21 protein-coding genes are annotated in these 16,025 nt (G+C 46.1%); all 21 read right to left on the reverse strand.

The annotated features are described in order from the left end of the window. Window positions 1-4: 4 nt before the first annotated feature. Entirely contained in the window at window positions 5-376 is a 372-nt protein-coding gene (rplN, locus tag AACQ42_RS00325) for a 50S ribosomal protein L14 (protein ID WP_010318768.1), read from the reverse strand. Window positions 377-536: 160 nt separating this feature from the next. Next, window positions 537-791: a 30S ribosomal protein S17 gene (gene rpsQ, locus AACQ42_RS00330; protein WP_013855925.1), complete on the reverse strand. Its 255-nt coding sequence runs from the start codon at window positions 789-791 to the stop codon at window positions 537-539. Continuing rightward, a complete protein-coding gene (rpmC, locus tag AACQ42_RS00335; RefSeq protein ID WP_010318766.1) occupies window positions 791-982 on the reverse strand; it encodes a 50S ribosomal protein L29 in 192 nt (63 codons plus the stop codon). Before rpmC ends, rpsQ begins: the two co-directional genes overlap by 1 nt. After that, entirely contained in the window at window positions 982-1,392 is a 411-nt protein-coding gene (gene rplP, locus AACQ42_RS00340) for a 50S ribosomal protein L16 (protein WP_010318765.1), read from the reverse strand. The genes rpmC and rplP overlap by 1 nt, the downstream gene beginning before the upstream one ends. A gap of 11 nt (window positions 1,393-1,403) precedes the next feature. Continuing rightward, complete coding sequence (gene rpsC / locus AACQ42_RS00345) at window positions 1,404-2,102, reverse strand: 30S ribosomal protein S3 (RefSeq protein ID WP_010318764.1); 699 nt, start codon at window positions 2,100-2,102, stop codon at window positions 1,404-1,406. Between the two features lie 19 nt (window positions 2,103-2,121). After that, window positions 2,122-2,454: a 50S ribosomal protein L22 gene (rplV, locus tag AACQ42_RS00350; RefSeq protein WP_026027327.1), complete on the reverse strand. Its 333-nt coding sequence runs from the start codon at window positions 2,452-2,454 to the stop codon at window positions 2,122-2,124. 10 nt (window positions 2,455-2,464) lie between these two features. After that, window positions 2,465-2,743, reverse strand: a complete 279-nt coding sequence (gene rpsS, locus AACQ42_RS00355; protein ID WP_010318762.1) for a 30S ribosomal protein S19 — start codon at window positions 2,741-2,743, stop codon at window positions 2,465-2,467. Window positions 2,744-2,763: 20 nt separating this feature from the next. Next, on the reverse strand, window positions 2,764-3,588 hold the full coding sequence (rplB, locus tag AACQ42_RS00360) for a 50S ribosomal protein L2 (protein WP_013855922.1): 825 nt from the start codon (window positions 3,586-3,588) through the stop codon (window positions 2,764-2,766). Between the two features lie 16 nt (window positions 3,589-3,604). Then, complete coding sequence (gene rplW / locus AACQ42_RS00365) at window positions 3,605-3,907, reverse strand: 50S ribosomal protein L23 (RefSeq protein WP_010318760.1); 303 nt, start codon at window positions 3,905-3,907, stop codon at window positions 3,605-3,607. Beyond that, window positions 3,904-4,506, reverse strand: coding sequence for a 50S ribosomal protein L4 (rplD, locus tag AACQ42_RS00370; RefSeq protein WP_010318759.1), 603 nt, complete (start codon window positions 4,504-4,506; stop codon window positions 3,904-3,906). Before rplD ends, rplW begins: the two co-directional genes overlap by 4 nt. 16 nt (window positions 4,507-4,522) lie before the next feature. Further along, window positions 4,523-5,152 carry a 50S ribosomal protein L3 gene (gene rplC / locus AACQ42_RS00375; protein WP_013855921.1) on the reverse strand — a complete coding sequence of 210 codons (630 nt, stop codon included), beginning with the start codon at window positions 5,150-5,152 and terminating at the stop codon, window positions 4,523-4,525. Between the two features lie 14 nt (window positions 5,153-5,166). Then, a complete protein-coding gene (gene rpsJ, locus AACQ42_RS00380) occupies window positions 5,167-5,478 on the reverse strand; it encodes a 30S ribosomal protein S10 (protein ID WP_001181007.1) in 312 nt (103 codons plus the stop codon). Window positions 5,479-5,900: 422 nt separating this feature from the next. Next, a complete protein-coding gene (gene rlmB, locus AACQ42_RS00385; protein ID WP_017042851.1) occupies window positions 5,901-6,641 on the reverse strand; it encodes a 23S rRNA (guanosine(2251)-2'-O)-methyltransferase RlmB in 741 nt (246 codons plus the stop codon). 17 nt (window positions 6,642-6,658) lie between these two features. Continuing rightward, window positions 6,659-9,106, reverse strand: coding sequence for a ribonuclease R (gene rnr, locus AACQ42_RS00390; protein ID WP_017046740.1), 2,448 nt, complete (start codon window positions 9,104-9,106; stop codon window positions 6,659-6,661). Window positions 9,107-9,267: 161 nt separating this feature from the next. After that, window positions 9,268-9,903, reverse strand: a complete 636-nt coding sequence (gene motX, locus AACQ42_RS00395; RefSeq protein WP_013855917.1) for a flagellar protein MotX — start codon at window positions 9,901-9,903, stop codon at window positions 9,268-9,270. 218 nt (window positions 9,904-10,121) lie between these two features. Continuing rightward, on the reverse strand, window positions 10,122-11,420 hold the full coding sequence (locus AACQ42_RS00400; RefSeq protein ID WP_013855915.1) for an adenylosuccinate synthase: 1,299 nt from the start codon (window positions 11,418-11,420) through the stop codon (window positions 10,122-10,124). Between the two features lie 129 nt (window positions 11,421-11,549). Further along, window positions 11,550-12,491 (reverse strand): isoaspartyl peptidase/L-asparaginase family protein, encoded by a 942-nt coding sequence (locus AACQ42_RS00405; RefSeq protein ID WP_013855914.1) that lies wholly within the window; start codon window positions 12,489-12,491, stop codon window positions 11,550-11,552. Window positions 12,492-12,707: 216 nt separating this feature from the next. Then, complete coding sequence (slyD, locus tag AACQ42_RS00410) at window positions 12,708-13,304, reverse strand: peptidylprolyl isomerase (protein WP_013855912.1); 597 nt, start codon at window positions 13,302-13,304, stop codon at window positions 12,708-12,710. Between the two features lie 97 nt (window positions 13,305-13,401). Further along, window positions 13,402-13,602, reverse strand: coding sequence for a YheV family putative zinc ribbon protein (locus AACQ42_RS00415; protein ID WP_010318749.1), 201 nt, complete (start codon window positions 13,600-13,602; stop codon window positions 13,402-13,404). A gap of 31 nt (window positions 13,603-13,633) precedes the next feature. After that, entirely contained in the window at window positions 13,634-15,433 is a 1,800-nt protein-coding gene (gene kefB / locus AACQ42_RS00420) for a glutathione-regulated potassium-efflux system protein KefB (RefSeq protein WP_017046742.1), read from the reverse strand. After that, entirely contained in the window at window positions 15,417-16,004 is a 588-nt protein-coding gene (gene kefG / locus AACQ42_RS00425; protein ID WP_026029181.1) for a glutathione-regulated potassium-efflux system ancillary protein KefG, read from the reverse strand. The genes kefB and kefG overlap by 17 nt, the downstream gene beginning before the upstream one ends. Window positions 16,005-16,025: the final 21 nt, after the last annotated feature.

Below are 16,025 nucleotides of genomic sequence, written 5' to 3' on the forward strand. Positions count from 1 at the left end.
CTCCTTACAGAACTTCAGGTGCTAGTGACACGATTTTCATAAATTTCGCATTGCGAAGTTCACGAGTCACTGGACCAAAGATACGTGTACCGATAGGTTGCTCTGTATTATTGTTCAACAATACGCAAGCATTACGGTCGAAGCGAATGACAGAACCGTCTGGACGACGTACGCCTTTACGGGTGCGAACTACCACCGCCTTCAGTACATCACCTTTTTTAACTTTACCGCGAGGAATTGCTTCCTTCACTGTAACTTTGATGATGTCACCGATATGTGCATAACGGCGGTGAGAGCCACCCAGAACCTTAATACACATTACCTTGCGCGCGCCTGAGTTATCAGCTGCATCAAGTGTACTTTGCATTTGGATCATTGTTAGTGCTCCGCTAAATATTAAAACTAGACCCTCTCGGGTCGGGCTGCCTCTTTAAAAGGGACGCGAATTGTACCACCCTTTCCTAAGATTGGGTAGACAAAAAATAAACGGCTCCAAAAAAACTTTGGAGCCGTTTAAAATCATAGAATAACGATGATTACATCTTCGCTTTTTCTATAACTTTAACCAATGTCCAAGACTTAGTCTTAGACAGAGGACGACACTCACGAATCTCAACGGTATCGCCTAGGCCACACTCGTTGTTTTCGTCATGTGCGTGTACTTTAGTCGTACGCTTTACGAATTTACCGTAAATTGGGTGTTTCACCATGCGCTCGATAGCAACAGTGATAGATTTATCCATCTTGTCACTAATAACACGACCTAGTTGAGTACGAATTTTGTCGCTCATTATTCGCCTGCCTTCTCAGTCAAAACAGTTTTAACGCGTGCGATATCACGGCGTACAGCTTTCAAAGTATGAGTTTGCTGTAGTTGACCAGTTGCAGCTTGCATGCGCAAGTTGAACTGTTCACGTAGCAAATTCAGTAGCTCAGCGTTAAGCTCTTCAGCGCTTTTTGCGCGTAGATCTAGTGCTTTCATCACATCACCTGTTTAATTACGAATGTAGTTTTGAATGGCAGTTTACGAGCCGCTAGGCGGAACGCTTCACGTGCCAATTCTTCAGGTACACCGTCCATTTCGTACATAACCTTACCAGGTTGGATTTGGGCTACCCAGTACTCAACGTTACCTTTACCCTTACCTTGACGAACTTCTAGTGGTTTTTCAGTGATTGGCTTATCTGGGAACACACGGATCCAGATTTTACCTTGACGCTTAACGTGACGTGTCATTGCACGACGTGCCGCTTCGATCTGACGAGCAGTTAGACGACCACGTCCAACGGCTTTAAGACCAAATGTACCGAAGCTTACGTCAGTACCTTTAGCTAGACCGCGGTTGCGACCAGTATGAACCTTACGGAACTTAGTGCGTTTAGGTTGTAGCATCAGTCGACTCCTTACTTACGGCCTTTACGCTGCTTCTTAGGCTTGTCAGCCTTTGGCTCAACAGCGTTTGCAGCTGGCATACCACCAAGGATTTCACCCTTGAAGATCCAAACTTTAACGCCGATCACACCGTATTGAGTGTGAGCCGAAGAAGTTGCGTAATCAATGTCAGCACGTAGAGTGTGTAGAGGCACACGGCCTTCACGGTACCACTCAGAACGTGCAATTTCAGCGCCGCCAAGACGACCGCTTACTTCCACTTTGATACCTTTAGCGCCTAGACGCATAGCATTTTGTACCGCACGCTTCATAGCACGACGGAACATAACGCGACGCTCTAGTTGAGACGCGATGCTATCAGCCACTAATTGGCCGTCTAGCTCAGGCTTACGTACTTCAGCGATGTTAATTTGCGCTGGTACACCTGCAATTTTAGCTACAGCTGCGCGTAGCTTCTCAACGTCTTCACCTTTCTTACCGATAACAACGCCTGGGCGAGCAGTGTGGATAGTCACACGAATGCTCTTAGCAGGACGCTCGATAACGATGCGTGATAGAGACGCTTTTGAAAGTTCCTTAGTAAGGAACTGACGTACCTTGAAGTCGCCGTCTAGGTTGTCAGCGAAATCTTTGGTGTTAGCAAACCATGTAGCATTCCAAGGCTTAACGATGCCAAGACGAATACCATTAGGATGTACTTTCTGACCCATTGCTTACTCTCCTAGTCTCTTAGCGGTCTGCTACAACAACAGTGATGTGGCTTGAACGCTTCAAGATACGATCCGCACGGCCTTTTGCACGAGGCATAATACGCTTCATGACCGGGCCCTCATCTACGAAGATTTTAGCGACATTAAGATCGTCGATATCTGCACCTTCGTTGTGTTCTGCGTTAGCGATAGCTGACTCTAGAACTTTCTTAACTAATACAGCCGCTTTTTTGTTGCTGAAAGTTAGGATTTCAAGAGCCTGATCCACAGATTTACCACGGATTAGATCTGCAACTAAGCGAGCTTTCTGAGGAGAAATGCGAGCAAAGTTATGTTTAGCAATAGCTTCCATCATTTACTCCTTAGCGCTTCTTAGCTTTCTTATCCGCAGCGTGACCACGGTAAGTACGAGTTGGTGCGAATTCGCCCAGTTTGTGACCGATCATTTCATCAGTGACAAATACTGGAACGTGCTGACGACCATTATGGACAGCGATGGTCAAACCAATCATTGATGGAATGATCATTGAACGACGGGACCAAGTCTTAATAGGCTTTTTGTCTCCGCTTTCCACCGCTTTCTCTACCTTCTTCAGCAAGTGTAGGTCAATAAATGGACCTTTCTTGAGAGAACGTGGCATGGCTTATCCTCTTATATAGATTACTTATTACGACGACGTACGATGTACTTGTCGGTGCGTTTGTTGCTACGAGTCTTGAAGCCCTTAGTAGGCATACCCCAAGGAGATACTGGGTGACGACCACCAGATGTGCGGCCTTCACCACCACCGTGTGGGTGGTCAACCGGGTTCATTACTACACCACGTACAGTTGGACGTACGCCGCGCCAGCGTGAAGCACCAGCTTTACCTAGTTCACGTAGCATGTGCTCAGAGTTACCAACTTCACCGATTGTTGCACGGCCTTCAGAAAGTACTTTGCGCATTTCACCAGAACGTAGGCGGATAGTTGCATAAGTACCGTCGCGAGCGACAAGTTGAGCATATGCACCAGCCGAACGAGCTAGCTGTGCACCTTTACCAGGCTTAAGTTCAACACAGTGAATAGTAGAACCCACTGGGATGTTGCGCATTGGCAGAGTGTTACCTGCTTTAATTGGCGCATCAACACCAGACTGGATTGTATCACCAGCTTGAACACCTTTAGGTGCGATAATGTAACGACGCTCGCCGTCTGCGTACAGAACTAGAGCGATATTTGCGCTACGGTTTGGATCGTATTCTAGACGCTCAACTTTCGCTGGGATGCCATCTTTAGTACGTTTGAAGTCAACCAAACGATAGTGTTGCTTATGACCACCACCGATATGACGTACTGTGATACGACCGTTGTTGTTACGACCACCATTCTTAGAGTTTTTCTCTAGAAGAGGTGCGTATGGCTTACCCTTGTGTAGGTCAGCGTTAACAACTTTAACGACGTGACGACGACCAGGGGAAGTCGGCTTACATTTAACAATAGCCATTATTCAACTACTCCTGTTATTCCGCGCCGCCAACAAAGTCAAGATCTTGACCTTCTTTCAAAGTCACATACGCTTTTTTAACGTCGCTGCGGCGACCTTGGCGTAGACCTTGACGTTTGGTCTTACCCTTAGTGATAAGAGTATTTACAGACTTAACTTCAACTTCAAATAGCTTTTCTACAGCTGCTTTGATCTCTTTCTTAGTTGCATCTTTTGCTACTTTGAAAACGATAGTGTTCGCTTTCTCAGCAGTCATAGTTGCTTTTTCAGAGATGTGCGGTGCACGTAGAACTTTTAGTAGACGCTCTTCACTGATCATGCCAGCATCTCCTCAACTTGCTTAACTGCTTCTGCAGTCATTAGAACCTTGTCAAACGCAATTAGGCTAACTGGGTCAAGACCCGCTACGTCACGTGCGTCAACTTTATATAGGTTGCGAGCAGCTAAGAATAGATTCTCGTCTACTTCGCCAGTAACGATGAGTACATCGTTAAGCTCAAGTTCTTTAAGCTTAGCTAATAGCTCTTTAGTTTTTGGTGCTTCTACTGAGAAGTTATCAACAACGATTAAACGCTCTTGACGAACTAGTTCAGAAAGAATGCTCTTCATAGCACCGCGGTACATTTTTTTGTTTACTTTTTGGCTGTGATCTTGTGGTTTCGCAGCAAAAGTAACACCACCTGTACGCCAGATTGGGCTACGAATTGTACCAGCACGTGCACGGCCAGTACCTTTTTGACGCCATGGCTTAGCGCCACCGCCAGAAACTTCTGAACGTGTCTTTTGAGCACGAGTACCTTGACGAGCACCTGCTGCATACGCAACAACTACTTGATGTACAAGGGCTTCGTTGAACTCACGTCCGAAAGTAGTTTCGGAAACAGTTAGTGCGTTAGCACCTTTAACCATCAATTCCATTACTTACTCCTAGACGTTATGCTTTAATAGCTGGTTTGACGATCACGTTAGCGCCAGTTGCACCTGGTACTGCACCTTTAATAAGAAGCAGATTGCGCTCAGCGTCAACACGTACGATCTCTAGGTTTTGAGTCGTTACACGCTCAGCACCCATGTGACCTGCCATTTTTTTGCCTTTGAACACGCGACCTGGAGTTTGACATTGGCCAATTGAACCCGGTGCACGGTGAGACAAAGAGTTACCGTGAGTCATATCTTGGGTACGGAAATTCCAGCGCTTAACAGCACCTTGGAAACCTTTACCTTTAGATGTACCAGTAACGTCTACTTTTTTAACTTCGTTGAAAAGTTCTACATTTAGCTCAGTGCCAACTTCAAACTCTTCGCCGTTTTCTAAACGGAATTCCCAAAGACCGCGACCAGCTTCTACACCTGCTTTCGCAAAGTGACCAGCTTCTGGTTTAGTTACACGGTTGGCTTTCTTAGTACCAGTAGTTACCTGGATTGCTGCATAGCCGTCAGTCTCAAGAGTTTTCACTTGAGAAATACGGTTTGCTTCAACCTCAACAACAGTTACTGGGATAGAAACGCCTTCTTCAGTAAATACGCGGGTCATACCCACTTTACGTCCGACTAGACCAATCATTCTTCTAATCTCCCTTAACCTAGGCTGATTTGTACGTCAACGCCAGCAGCTAGATCTAGGCGCATCAGTGCATCAACAGTTTTATCTGTTGGCTCAACGATGTCGATTAGACGTTTGTGAGTACGAATTTCGTACTGATCACGAGCATCTTTGTTGACGTGTGGAGAGATAAGAACAGTGAAACGCTCTTTACGAGTAGGAAGTGGAATAGGACCACGAACCTGTGCGCCGGTACGCTTAGCTGTTTCAACGATTTCCGCTGTAGAAGCATCGATTAGTTTGTAATCGAACGCTTTTAGGCGGATACGGATACGTTGGTTCTGCATGAGACAGAGCTCCAATAATTAAAAATTACACAAACAATATCGCCACTCAAACTCGTTAAAACGAGAGAATGCCGATTGATTTATGTGAAACCGTAGTGCCAAAATTAGGCACATTGTCAGTTAATTTTCGATTAACTTTAATCTATTACTAAACGCAACAGAGCTAATTGTATTAACTGCGAACATAAGCTGAGTATACGTTACTAAACTAACAGCTAGGTCAGTTTACTCCTCACTGCTCATTGGTTCACAACTGGATTTAACCAGTGCGGTGCATTATACAGATCACCATTACACATGCAAGCGCTGTGTAGAAATTAAACTTATAAACTATCTATTTCTTCTTTCACTGAGGAAGTATAGAAGGGATAGAAAGATGAGGTGAGCACTCACGACCCTATCCTTTTATCCCTGTTGCACAATTATACAGCTTGGCGCTGTCTCACTGCTTCAAACAGACAGATCCCAGCCGCTACTGATACGTTTAGGCTAGAAACGGTGCCCGCCATCGGTATTTTGATCAGATCATCGCAGGTTTCGCGCGTTAAACGGCGCATACCATCCCCTTCAGCGCCCATAACAATCGCAAGGGGCCCTGTCAGTTTGGCTTGGTAAATGTCATGCGTCGCCTCACCGGCAGTGCCAACAAACCATACGCCTTGTTCTTGAAGGGCGCGCATGGTACGTGCAAGATTCGTCACTCGTACTAAAGGCACAGTTTCAGCAGCGCCACAAGCGACTTTGCTGACCGTTGCCGTCATTGGTGCTGACTTATCTTTCGGTACGATCACTGCAGCGACCCCGGCAGCATCGGCGTTACGTAAGCATGCGCCGAGATTATGCGGATCGGTAACACCATCCAAAACAAGTAATAGCGGTTGTTCATGCTGTGCGATGATTGCTTCTAAATCATGCTCATTAAGCTGTTTTGCTGGTTTTACACGAGCAATGATGCCCTGATGATTCGCCCCTTGAGCCTTGTCATCCAATGTTTTACGTCCCATCTGTTGAATAGAGACACCGCAATGTTGCAGTTCATTTAACAGTGGAAGCAGGCGATCATCTTGTCGCCCTTTCAGTACAAACGCTTCTATCAATCGCGCTGGATCTTTTTCAAGTACAGCGCTGACCGCGTGAATACCATAAATACATTCGTTACTCATGATTTACCCATTGATCGTTATTTACTAGCACGCGCTTTATTTGCTTTGGCCGCGGGTTTCTTTTTGCGTGCTTTTGTTGTTTTGCTTTTTTTTCGTTCAGGTTTTGAGCCTTCACTACTTTTTTCATCTGGGCGTTTAGTCGCTTCAACTAAAGGAGTTGCCTTTCCTTTACTTGACGTCACCTTCTTGCCACGTGCTTTCTCTCGTGCATCCGTTGCACGTTTCTTCGCTGTCTTGCCTTCTCCGCGCAGCTTACGGCTAGTGCCCACGATTTCAAAGTCAATTTGACGATCATCCAAGTTGACGGATAACACTTTGACTTTAACGGCGTCACCTAAGCGATAGATGTTGCCAAAACTTTCGCCGATCAATCGTTGTCCCACGGGATCAAATTGATAGTAGTCGTTCGCTAGCGTTGAAATATGGACCAATCCATCAATGTGCAACTCAGTTAAACGAACGAAGAAACCGAAACCTGTCACGTTGGCTATGACTCCATCAAGCTCTTCGCCTACATGATCTTGCATGTATTCACACTTGAGCCAATCAGATACTTCACGCGTCGCATCATCAGCACGGCGTTCTGTCATTGAACATTGCTGACCATAGAAGTCCATGTCATCAAAAGAGTAGTGATAACCACCTGTGGTTGTCCAACGGTCGGTGTGATTACCCGATTCTTTGGCAATCAAATATTTAATTGCGCGGTGCAATAGGAGATCAGGGTAGCGACGAATAGGTGAAGTAAAGTGCGCATAGCGTTTGAGCGCTAAACCAAAGTGACCACAGTTATCCGCGTTATACACAGCCTGCTTCATGGAACGCAGTAACATGGTTTGGATCAACTCTTTGTCTTGGCGCTCACCAATCTGTTTCATTAAGTTAGCGTAATCGGTTGGCGAAGGCTCTAGCCCACCCGCTAAGTTCAAACCAAGCTCGCCTAAGAAATCCCTAAAGCCGGTCAAGCGCTCTTCTCCCGGTGATTCATGGATACGGTACAGAGCGGGCTCTTTCGCTTTTTCCACCAGCGATGCTGAAGCAATATTAGCGAGGATCATGCACTCTTCGATTATTTTATGCGCATCATTACGTACAACAGGTTCAATGCTGTCGATTTTACGCTCAGCATTAAAAATAAACTTAGTTTCAATCGTTTCAAATTCGATACCGCCACGCTCATCACGCGCTGCTTTTAGCACCTTATACATCGAATAGAGTTCTTCAAGATGAGGAACCACGGCTTGATAACGTTCGCGTAGCTCTTCATCCCCTTCAAGAATGGCGTGTACTTTGTTGTAAGTTAAACGGGCATGAGAGTTCATCACGGCTTCGTAATGTTTGTAACCCGAAATTTTGCCCGTTGCAGAGACTGTCATCTCGCACACCATGCATAGACGGTCGACTTGTGGATTAAGTGAACAAAGACCGTTCGACAGTACTTCCGGTAGCATAGGGACGACTTGCGATGGGAAGTAAACTGAGTTACCACGGTTGATCGCTTCTTTATCAAGAGCCGTATCGGGGCGCACATAATAACTTACGTCAGCAATCGCAACCCAGAGACGCCAGCCACCACCTTTTTTGGCTTCGCAATAAACCGCGTCATCAAAGTCACGCGCGTCTTCACCATCAATAGTCACTAAAGGTAATTGACGCAAATCCACGCGCCCTTGCTTCGCCTCTTCTGGAACTTCTTCTCTCAGGTTTTCGACTTGCTTTAATACTTCTTGCGGCCACTCATGAGGGATCTGGTGAGTGCGAATCGCTATTTGTGTCTCCATACCGGGAGCCATATTTTCCCCAAGTACCTCAACAACCCTGCCTGTCATTCCTCTTGCTCTGGCACCACGATCGGTAATTTCAATCACCACCACGTTCCCCATGCGAGCTCCGCCTTTGTGCTCATTAGGGATCAAGATGTCTTGAGTGATGCGTGAATCATCGGGCACGACATAAGAGTAGCCATTTTCGAGGAAGAAACGCCCAACAAGTTGGGTTTTACGTTCTTCCAAAACTCGGACCAAACGCCCTTCTTTACGGCCTCTTTTATCCGTGCCTGTCGGTTGTACCAGCACGTAGTCGCCATGAATAATGGTACGCATTTGGTGATGAGGTAGCAAAACATCGTTATCTTTGCCAACGCTGCCATCAGGACGAACCCACCCATGACCATCTTTATGTCCGATTACGTGACCTTTGATCATTTCCAGTTTTTCTGGCAATGCATAGCATTGGCGACGAGTAAATACCAATTGGCCATCTCGCTCCATCGCACGCAAACGACGGCGTAGCCCTTCGTATTGCTCTTCACCAGACAAACCCAATGCCTCAAAAAGATCATTACGATTCATCGGTACATTGGCTTCGGTTAGAAATTCGAGGATGAATTCTCGGCTTGGAATTGGATTTTCGTAATTGCTAGATTCTCGATCCGCAAAAGGATCGTTATTGATAATTTCAGACATAGGCAGACCTGCTAAAGCAAGGAGAGATAGCCAGAGTATAACTGACTCACGGCAGAAGCTACAGCAGCGTATTGATTATTATAGGCTAATGCGTTAGAGGAAAAGCGTAGAAATGACTTCGCCCAACCGTGTGGGCGAAATAAGAAAAGCAATAATGAAGGCTACCAAAACGTATCTCTGCGCTTGGCTCGCGCAACCACATTTTGTGGCATTCGCTGCTCTAACCCCTGCCGGAGCATAGAGATCCGAGAATGTATTCTTTGATCGATAGTCACCGAATTATAGAGCCAGCGATAAGCATCTTCATAATCAAGCGGGCTGCCATAATCACGCAGCAAAAGCTCAGCTAGATGGATACGAGCATTAATATTGCCCATCGCAGCGGCTTCACGCAGATAGGGAATAGCTCGCTCTTTATCCTGCTGTACTAAAGTACCACGCGAATAATAACGCCCAAGCTGCTCTAACGCAGCGGGTAAACCTTGATGAGCTGCATTTTCCATATAGTACAAGCCAAGTTCGACATCTTGATCTACACAGACCCCCCACGCTAGCATATCTCCATACAAAAACTCGTAGGAAGGCAGGCTGATGCGAGTAGCACGCGCAACAATATCTTCTACCAATTGGCAGTTGTCGGCCTTGACTTGCTCTAAATGTTTATTTTGCTCAATTAACTTGATTAGTTCAGCTTCGGTGTAAATAGGGACTGGCTCACCCACTTCCGCCACGTTGGCATGACTCAAGGATGAGGTCAGCGCTAAAAACAATGAAGCTGCTACCGTTCGTAGCTTCATACCTGCACTCTTTATGTCTATCGATAGCCTTAAAATTATAGCCTCAGTTTCATCTAGGGCTGGGCTTGATAACTTTATCGACCAGTGCGGCAAACTCTTTAGACAAAATTTGCCGTTATTCGGCCATTTATTGCCACACCAAGGACAAAATATCATCAATACAGGTATAAAAAAACCGGCTCTGAAAGCCGGTTTTAAAAACGTTTATCAATCAACCATTAAACTGAAAATGGGTGAACCTTGATAATGGTTTCGTTACGATCTGGACCTGTAGAAACGATGTCAACAGGTACACCAGTCAACTCTTCAATACGTTTGATGTAATCAAGCGCCGCTTGTGGCAGGGCATCAATTGATTTAGCACCGAAGGTATTTTCAGACCAACCAGGCATAGTTTCGTAAATAGGTGTTACCGCTTCAAAAGCGTCAGCTGCCATTGGTGATACTTGAGCAATTGAGCCATCTGGCATTTGGTAACCCGTACAGATTTTTAGCTCTTCTAGACCATCAAGTACGTCAAGTTTAGTCAAGCAGAAGCCTGTGACTGAGTTAATTTGAATGGCGCGACGCATCGCTACCGCATCAAACCAACCACAACGGCGCTTACGGCCTGTTGTAGCACCAAACTCATGGCCTTTCGTGCCTAGGTGATTACCGATTTCATCATCCAATTCGGTTGGGAATGGACCTGCACCAACGCGAGTACAGTAAGCTTTCGCGATACCTAGAATATAACCTAGATGACGAGGGCCGAAACCAGAACCTGCAGCAACACCACCAGCAGTCGTGTTAGAAGACGTTACGTATGGGTATGTACCGTGGTCAATATCAAGCATAGTACCTTGCGCACCTTCGAACATGATTTTGTCGCCACGCTTACGCGCTGCATCAAGTTCATCGGTCACGTCGATCACCATCGAAGTCAGCAAATCAGCATAGCCTTGTGCTTGCTCAAGTACGGATTCGTAGCTTACTGGTTCAGCTTTGTAGAAATGCTCAAGTTGGAAGTTATGGAACTCCATCACTTCTTTTAGCTTTTCTGCAAATGAAGCCATATCGAACAAGTCACCAACGCGTAAACCACGACGAGCCACTTTGTCTTCATAAGCAGGACCGATACCACGACCTGTCGTACCAATTGCTTTTTTACCACGAGCCGTTTCACGAGCTTGGTCAAGCGCAATGTGGTAAGGAAGAATAAGTGGGCAAGCTTCAGAAATGAAAAGACGTTCGCGGACTGGAATACCACGCTCTTCTAGAGGCTTCATTTCATTGATTAGTGCGTCAGGTGAAAGCACAACACCGTTGCCGATGATGCATTTCACTTTATTGCGAAGAATGCCGGATGGAATTAAATGAAGAACGGTTTTTTCACCGTCAATGACCAAAGTGTGGCCTGCATTATGGCCGCCTTGGTAGCGAACCACGTATTTTGCATCTTCAGTTAAAAGGTCTACGATTTTACCTTTGCCTTCGTCACCCCATTGGGTGCCTAGAACGACTACGTTATTTCCCATCTTTCCAAGTCTGATTGCTAGTTAAAAAAGGATTCTAGCACCGAATCCTTTTCCTTGCAGTCCTTTTTTAAACACGAAAATGTCATAAAAATATAACTTAATAAATGATTCAGTTATTAGGCACGTAAGTTACTCATCCGAATATATTTTTACGATTAGCTCTCCTTGACGATCAACACAAGCACGGTACATACCGGAACTGTTCATTGCAAAATGAATGTCGCCTTGCGCATCAATGGCGATCAATCCACCCTCACCACCGAGCGTTTTAAGTTCACCCTGAATAATGGTTTCACATGCGGTATGAACATCTTCTTTTAAATAACGCATGCGAGCGGCAACGTCACTGGCAACCATTTTACGAATGAAATATTCCCCCATGCCCGTTGTCGATACCGCCACATTACCATTTTCAGCCACCGTTCCTGCACCGATGATGGGAGAATCGCCGACGCGACCAAATTTTTTATTCGTGATGCCACCGGTACTAGTAGCAGACGCAAGGTTGCCTTGTTTATCCAATGCAACTGCGCCAACAGTGCCAAATTTCTTGTCATCTGGGAATTTTGATTCCGACAAAGCAAATTGATTGTTGCTTTTCATCGCTAGCAACTGTTCATAACGACGCTCAGTAAAAAAGTAATCTTGTTCTGTATATTGATGCCCTTGAGTAAAAGCAAACGCTTCTGCGCCCTCACCAATCAACAACACATGATCACTGTGCTTCATTACATCACGCGCGAGCTGCACCGGATTTTTAATGTGCCGAACCCCAGCGACCGCGCCTGCGTCCATCATTTTGCCATGCATGACAGAGGCGTCCATCTCCACCATCTCTTGATGCGTTAACACCGAACCTTTTCCTGCGTTAAACAACGGAGAGTCCTCAAGTATTTTCACAGCCTCAACCACCGCATCCAGTGCATCACCACCTTGTGCCAGTACTTGATGCCCCGCTCGGACAGCACTTTCTAGCGTGTTCAAAATATCGCGCTTTAATGATTCGCTCATTTGTTGACGAATGATGGTTCCAGCGCCGCCATGAATTGCTATAGCAAAAGGTTGTGACATGAGAATTCCTTAACTTAATAAATTGAGAGGCAATACACTTCTGTTCTACACATTAACTATACCCAAATAACTTGAAGTTGCAGGTAGGCGGCAAGTGAGTACTGTAATAATTAACAAGCAACAAAAAAGCGCTAATCGCATGACGATTAACGCTTTCCATTTCATTGTATCAGTCGGTTATTACTGCCTACTTTGGCACTACCAACCAAAAAATGATTAATGTGAACCGCAGCTGCCGCCACCGCAACAACCTTCTTTTTTCTCACCATGGTCATGGCCTTCACCACCACAGCAACCACCTTCATGATCATGATCGTGGTCATGGTCGTGGCCATGTCCACAGCCACCAGCTTGGTGAATGTGACCATGTTGGATTTCTTCTTCAGTTGCAGCGCGAATCGCAACGACTTCTACATCAAACGTTAATGTTTGGCCAGCCAACATGTGGTTACCATCAACTACCACTTCGTCACCATCCACTTCCGTGATTTCAACTGGAATTTGGCCTTGGTCAGTATCCGCTAGAAAACGCATACCCACTTCAATTTCATCAACGCCTTGGAAAACTTCAGCAGGTACACGTTGTACAAGCTCATCGTTGTATTCACCGTACGCTTCTTCAGGAGCGATAGTTGCTGTGAACTTATCGCCCACAACTTTTCCTTCTAACTCATTTTCAAGGCCAGTGATTAGATTGTTGTGACCGTGAAGGTAATCTAGTGGTGCATCAACTGTTGATTGGTCTACGACTGCACCATCTTCCAATACTAATTGGTAGGCTAGGCTTACAACCACGTTCTTTTCAATTTTCATAACAACTCCAAGGAGGTTTGTTCCTAGGTTGTCATCTTCAAACCTAAGAAATCGATCGGTATGAGGCGTATTATGAAGATCTATTCCAGAAACTCAATTATTCTGGTTTAAAAATCCCGATCATCTCTTGCCGAGCATGTTCACTTTTTTCTACAGATTTGGGCTTTCGCTGCTCATGGTAGTCGCACTCGACACACTCAACGAGCTCTATGTTGTTTTCAACCCACCAGCGCAGAGTATCTTGTGACTGACAACTTGGGCACTTTGCACCGGCAATAAAGCGTTTTTTCTGTTTCACGTTACATCCTACAACTGAATATTGATTGGCGTTATTTTTCCCAATAATGACGAGATTGGCGATCATTATCCATTTCACGCCCAAATATTTCTTCTAGCTCTTTACGTGCCTCTTTGGCGCGCAGTGCGAGTTGTTTGTCTTGGTTATGTTGCGGTAGCAGTTCTTTGAGCATCGCATTATCGAGTTTTCTAAAATGTGCTTCGGCGCGCTTGGCTTGGTAAGGGTGCATGCCCAATTCGACCAGTACTTGTCGGCCGAGGTCCAAAGCGCCTAAGAAAGTTTCCCGCGAGTATTTATCGACCCCATGGCTGAGTAACTGATACGCCTCTACCCGGCTACGAGCGCGAGCTAAGATCTTTAACTGCGGGAAATGGTGCTGACAAAGTTCCACAATTTTCATCACTTCATCGGGCGCATCGGTACAGATGACAATCGCCTCAGCTTCTTCTGCACCCGCGGCGCGCAACAGTTCAAGTTGAGTCGCATCACCATAAAAAACGTTATAACCGTACTCTCTCAATAATTTAATTTGACTGGCATCGCTTTCTAATACGGTAATTTTAATCTTATTGGCGTACATCAAACGCCCTACAATTTGCCCAAAACGCCCAAAACCCGCAATGATAATTTGCGGCTGTTTATTGACGACATCGGAATGCATCTCATCGTCACTGCTGAGGTTCAATTTTCGCGCAAACCATTTGTCCTGAATCGTCAGTAATAAAGGTGTGGTGACCATCGACAAGCTGACCACAACGAGCAAAAAGGCCACTTGATCCGGTGATAGCACGCCCTGCGCGCTTGCCGCTGTGAAAATCACGAACGCGAACTCGCCGCCTTGGCTGAGGATCGCCGCCATTTTGCTGCGCGCTTTGGAACGTGTACCCGATAAACGCGCGAGGAGATAAAGGATTCCTCCTTTCAGCACCACTAGACCTAATACAGCCGCCAACACTTGCAGCGGCGCTTGCGCCAATAAGCCCAAATTAACCGCCATTCCAACGGCAATAAAAAATAGCCCGAGCAATAACCCTTTAAACGGTTCAATCGCGATCTCAAGTTCATGGCGAAATTCACTTTCTGCCAGCAACACGCCAGCAAGGAAAGTACCGAGCGCCATTGACAAGCCAAGCTGCTGCATTAACAGTGCAATCCCAATCACCAACAATAAGGCGGCAACGGTAAAAAGTTCACGCACACCACTGGTCACAATATAACGAAACAGCGGGCTCAATAGAAAATGGCCCCCGACCAGCAAAGCGGTAATGCCACCCAACATCCAAGTCACATCTAACCAGCTTCCGCCAGCGTTGCCTGCCAGTAAAGGCAAAAAGGCCAACATCGGGATGACAGCGATATCTTGAAAAAGCAGTACTGCAAAACCAGACTGGCCAGCTTCACTGCGTGTTAGCCCTTGCTCTTCAATTACGCGTAATGCGATTGCTGTCGAAGAGAGCGCAAGGCCCATACCAATCACTAAACTACTCTGCCAGTTAACGCCTAATAGATAAGCAATACTGGCAATGACTAAGGTACTTACCACTACCTGCGCGCCACCCAAACCAAGGATCGGCCCACGCATCTGCCATAATTTTTTGGGGTTTAATTCCAGCCCAATCAGAAACAACAGCAGCACCACGCCAAATTCAGCAAAGTGTAATATGGCTTGCACATCACTGATTAAACCCAGCCCCCAAGGGCCTATGGCTACACCAGCTAACAAATAGCCGAGCACCGAACCCAGCCCTGCACGCTGAGCAATCGGTACGGCCACCACAGCCGCGGTTAAAAACACCACGCTGCTTTGTAAAAAATCACCGCTTAACGCCATCAAGCTCTCCTTGTGTGGCCAGTGGGTGTTGCAACCAGTGTCGATAATGCTCAGCGTGTTGATAGCGCTCCATATCACTCACATTACGTGACCAGTAGAGAACTAACGGTTCCATCCAGTTCATACAACACAGAGCCGCGGTTAATTCAAATGGTTGGAGAATTTGATCCAGTGGGTATTTGTTGTAGCCCCGCTCATCAAACGCTTCTTTTTTTCCGCCCGTGGTGATGACGCTACGCCAGTATTTACCATGCAACGCCGTCTGTCCGCCGAAGGCAAACCCTTTGGCAAGCACGCGATCAAACCACTCTTTGAGCAGCGCGGGGCAGGAATACATATAAAGAGGGTGTTGAAACACAATCACATCATGCTCAAGTAGTTTTTGCTGCTCTGCGTGCACATCGATAAAAAAATCGGGATAGGTTGCATACAAGTCATGCACTGTGACGTGGGAAAGTGACGCAATATTGAGCAGCATGGTTTGATTGGCGATGGAGTTTAATGGCTCAGGATGCGCATAAATCACCAATATTTTAGGTGTAATTTGGTCAGGCATGACGGTGGTGGACATTTTTGTCTGCGCTCCCAATAG

Origin of the sequence: Vibrio sp. V12_P9A6T4, assembly GCF_963874835.1 — a bacterium.
In the GTDB taxonomy this organism is placed as follows: Bacteria; Pseudomonadota; Gammaproteobacteria; order Enterobacterales; family Vibrionaceae; genus Vibrio; species Vibrio anguillarum.

Excerpts from the sequence above, each read along its gene's own strand:
- rplN (WP_010318768.1), bottom strand. The coding sequence starts at position 376 with ATGATCCAAATGCAAAGTACACTTGATGCAGCTGATAACTCAGGCGCG.
- rpsQ (WP_013855925.1), bottom strand. The coding sequence starts at position 791 with ATGAGCGACAAAATTCGTACTCAACTAGGTCGTGTTATTAGTGACAAG.
- rpmC (WP_010318766.1), bottom strand. The coding sequence starts at position 982 with ATGAAAGCACTAGATCTACGCGCAAAAAGCGCTGAAGAGCTTAACGCT.
- rplP (WP_010318765.1), bottom strand. The coding sequence starts at position 1,392 with ATGCTACAACCTAAACGCACTAAGTTCCGTAAGGTTCATACTGGTCGC.
- rpsC (WP_010318764.1), bottom strand. The coding sequence starts at position 2,102 with ATGGGTCAGAAAGTACATCCTAATGGTATTCGTCTTGGCATCGTTAAG.
- rplV (WP_026027327.1), bottom strand. The coding sequence starts at position 2,454 with ATGGAAGCTATTGCTAAACATAACTTTGCTCGCATTTCTCCTCAGAAA.
- rpsS (WP_010318762.1), bottom strand. The coding sequence starts at position 2,743 with ATGCCACGTTCTCTCAAGAAAGGTCCATTTATTGACCTACACTTGCTG.
- rplB (WP_013855922.1), bottom strand. The coding sequence starts at position 3,588 with ATGGCTATTGTTAAATGTAAGCCGACTTCCCCTGGTCGTCGTCACGTC.
- rplW (WP_010318760.1), bottom strand. The coding sequence starts at position 3,907 with ATGATCAGTGAAGAGCGTCTACTAAAAGTTCTACGTGCACCGCACATC.
- rplD (WP_010318759.1), bottom strand. The coding sequence starts at position 4,506 with ATGGAATTGATGGTTAAAGGTGCTAACGCACTAACTGTTTCCGAAACT.
- rplC (WP_013855921.1), bottom strand. The coding sequence starts at position 5,152 with ATGATTGGTCTAGTCGGACGTAAAGTGGGTATGACCCGCGTATTTACT.
- rpsJ (WP_001181007.1), bottom strand. The coding sequence starts at position 5,478 with ATGCAGAACCAACGTATCCGTATCCGCCTAAAAGCGTTCGATTACAAA.
- rlmB (WP_017042851.1), bottom strand. The coding sequence starts at position 6,641 with ATGAGTAACGAATGTATTTATGGTATTCACGCGGTCAGCGCTGTACTT.
- rnr (WP_017046740.1), bottom strand. The coding sequence starts at position 9,106 with ATGTCTGAAATTATCAATAACGATCCTTTTGCGGATCGAGAATCTAGC.
- motX (WP_013855917.1), bottom strand. The coding sequence starts at position 9,903 with ATGAAGCTACGAACGGTAGCAGCTTCATTGTTTTTAGCGCTGACCTCA.
- AACQ42_RS00400 (WP_013855915.1), bottom strand. The coding sequence starts at position 11,420 with ATGGGAAATAACGTAGTCGTTCTAGGCACCCAATGGGGTGACGAAGGC.
- AACQ42_RS00405 (WP_013855914.1), bottom strand. The coding sequence starts at position 12,491 with ATGTCACAACCTTTTGCTATAGCAATTCATGGCGGCGCTGGAACCATC.
- slyD (WP_013855912.1), bottom strand. The coding sequence starts at position 13,304 with ATGAAAATTGAAAAGAACGTGGTTGTAAGCCTAGCCTACCAATTAGTA.
- kefB (WP_017046742.1), bottom strand. The coding sequence starts at position 15,433 with ATGGCGTTAAGCGGTGATTTTTTACAAAGCAGCGTGGTGTTTTTAACC.
- kefG (WP_026029181.1), bottom strand. The coding sequence starts at position 16,004 with ATGTCCACCACCGTCATGCCTGACCAAATTACACCTAAAATATTGGTG.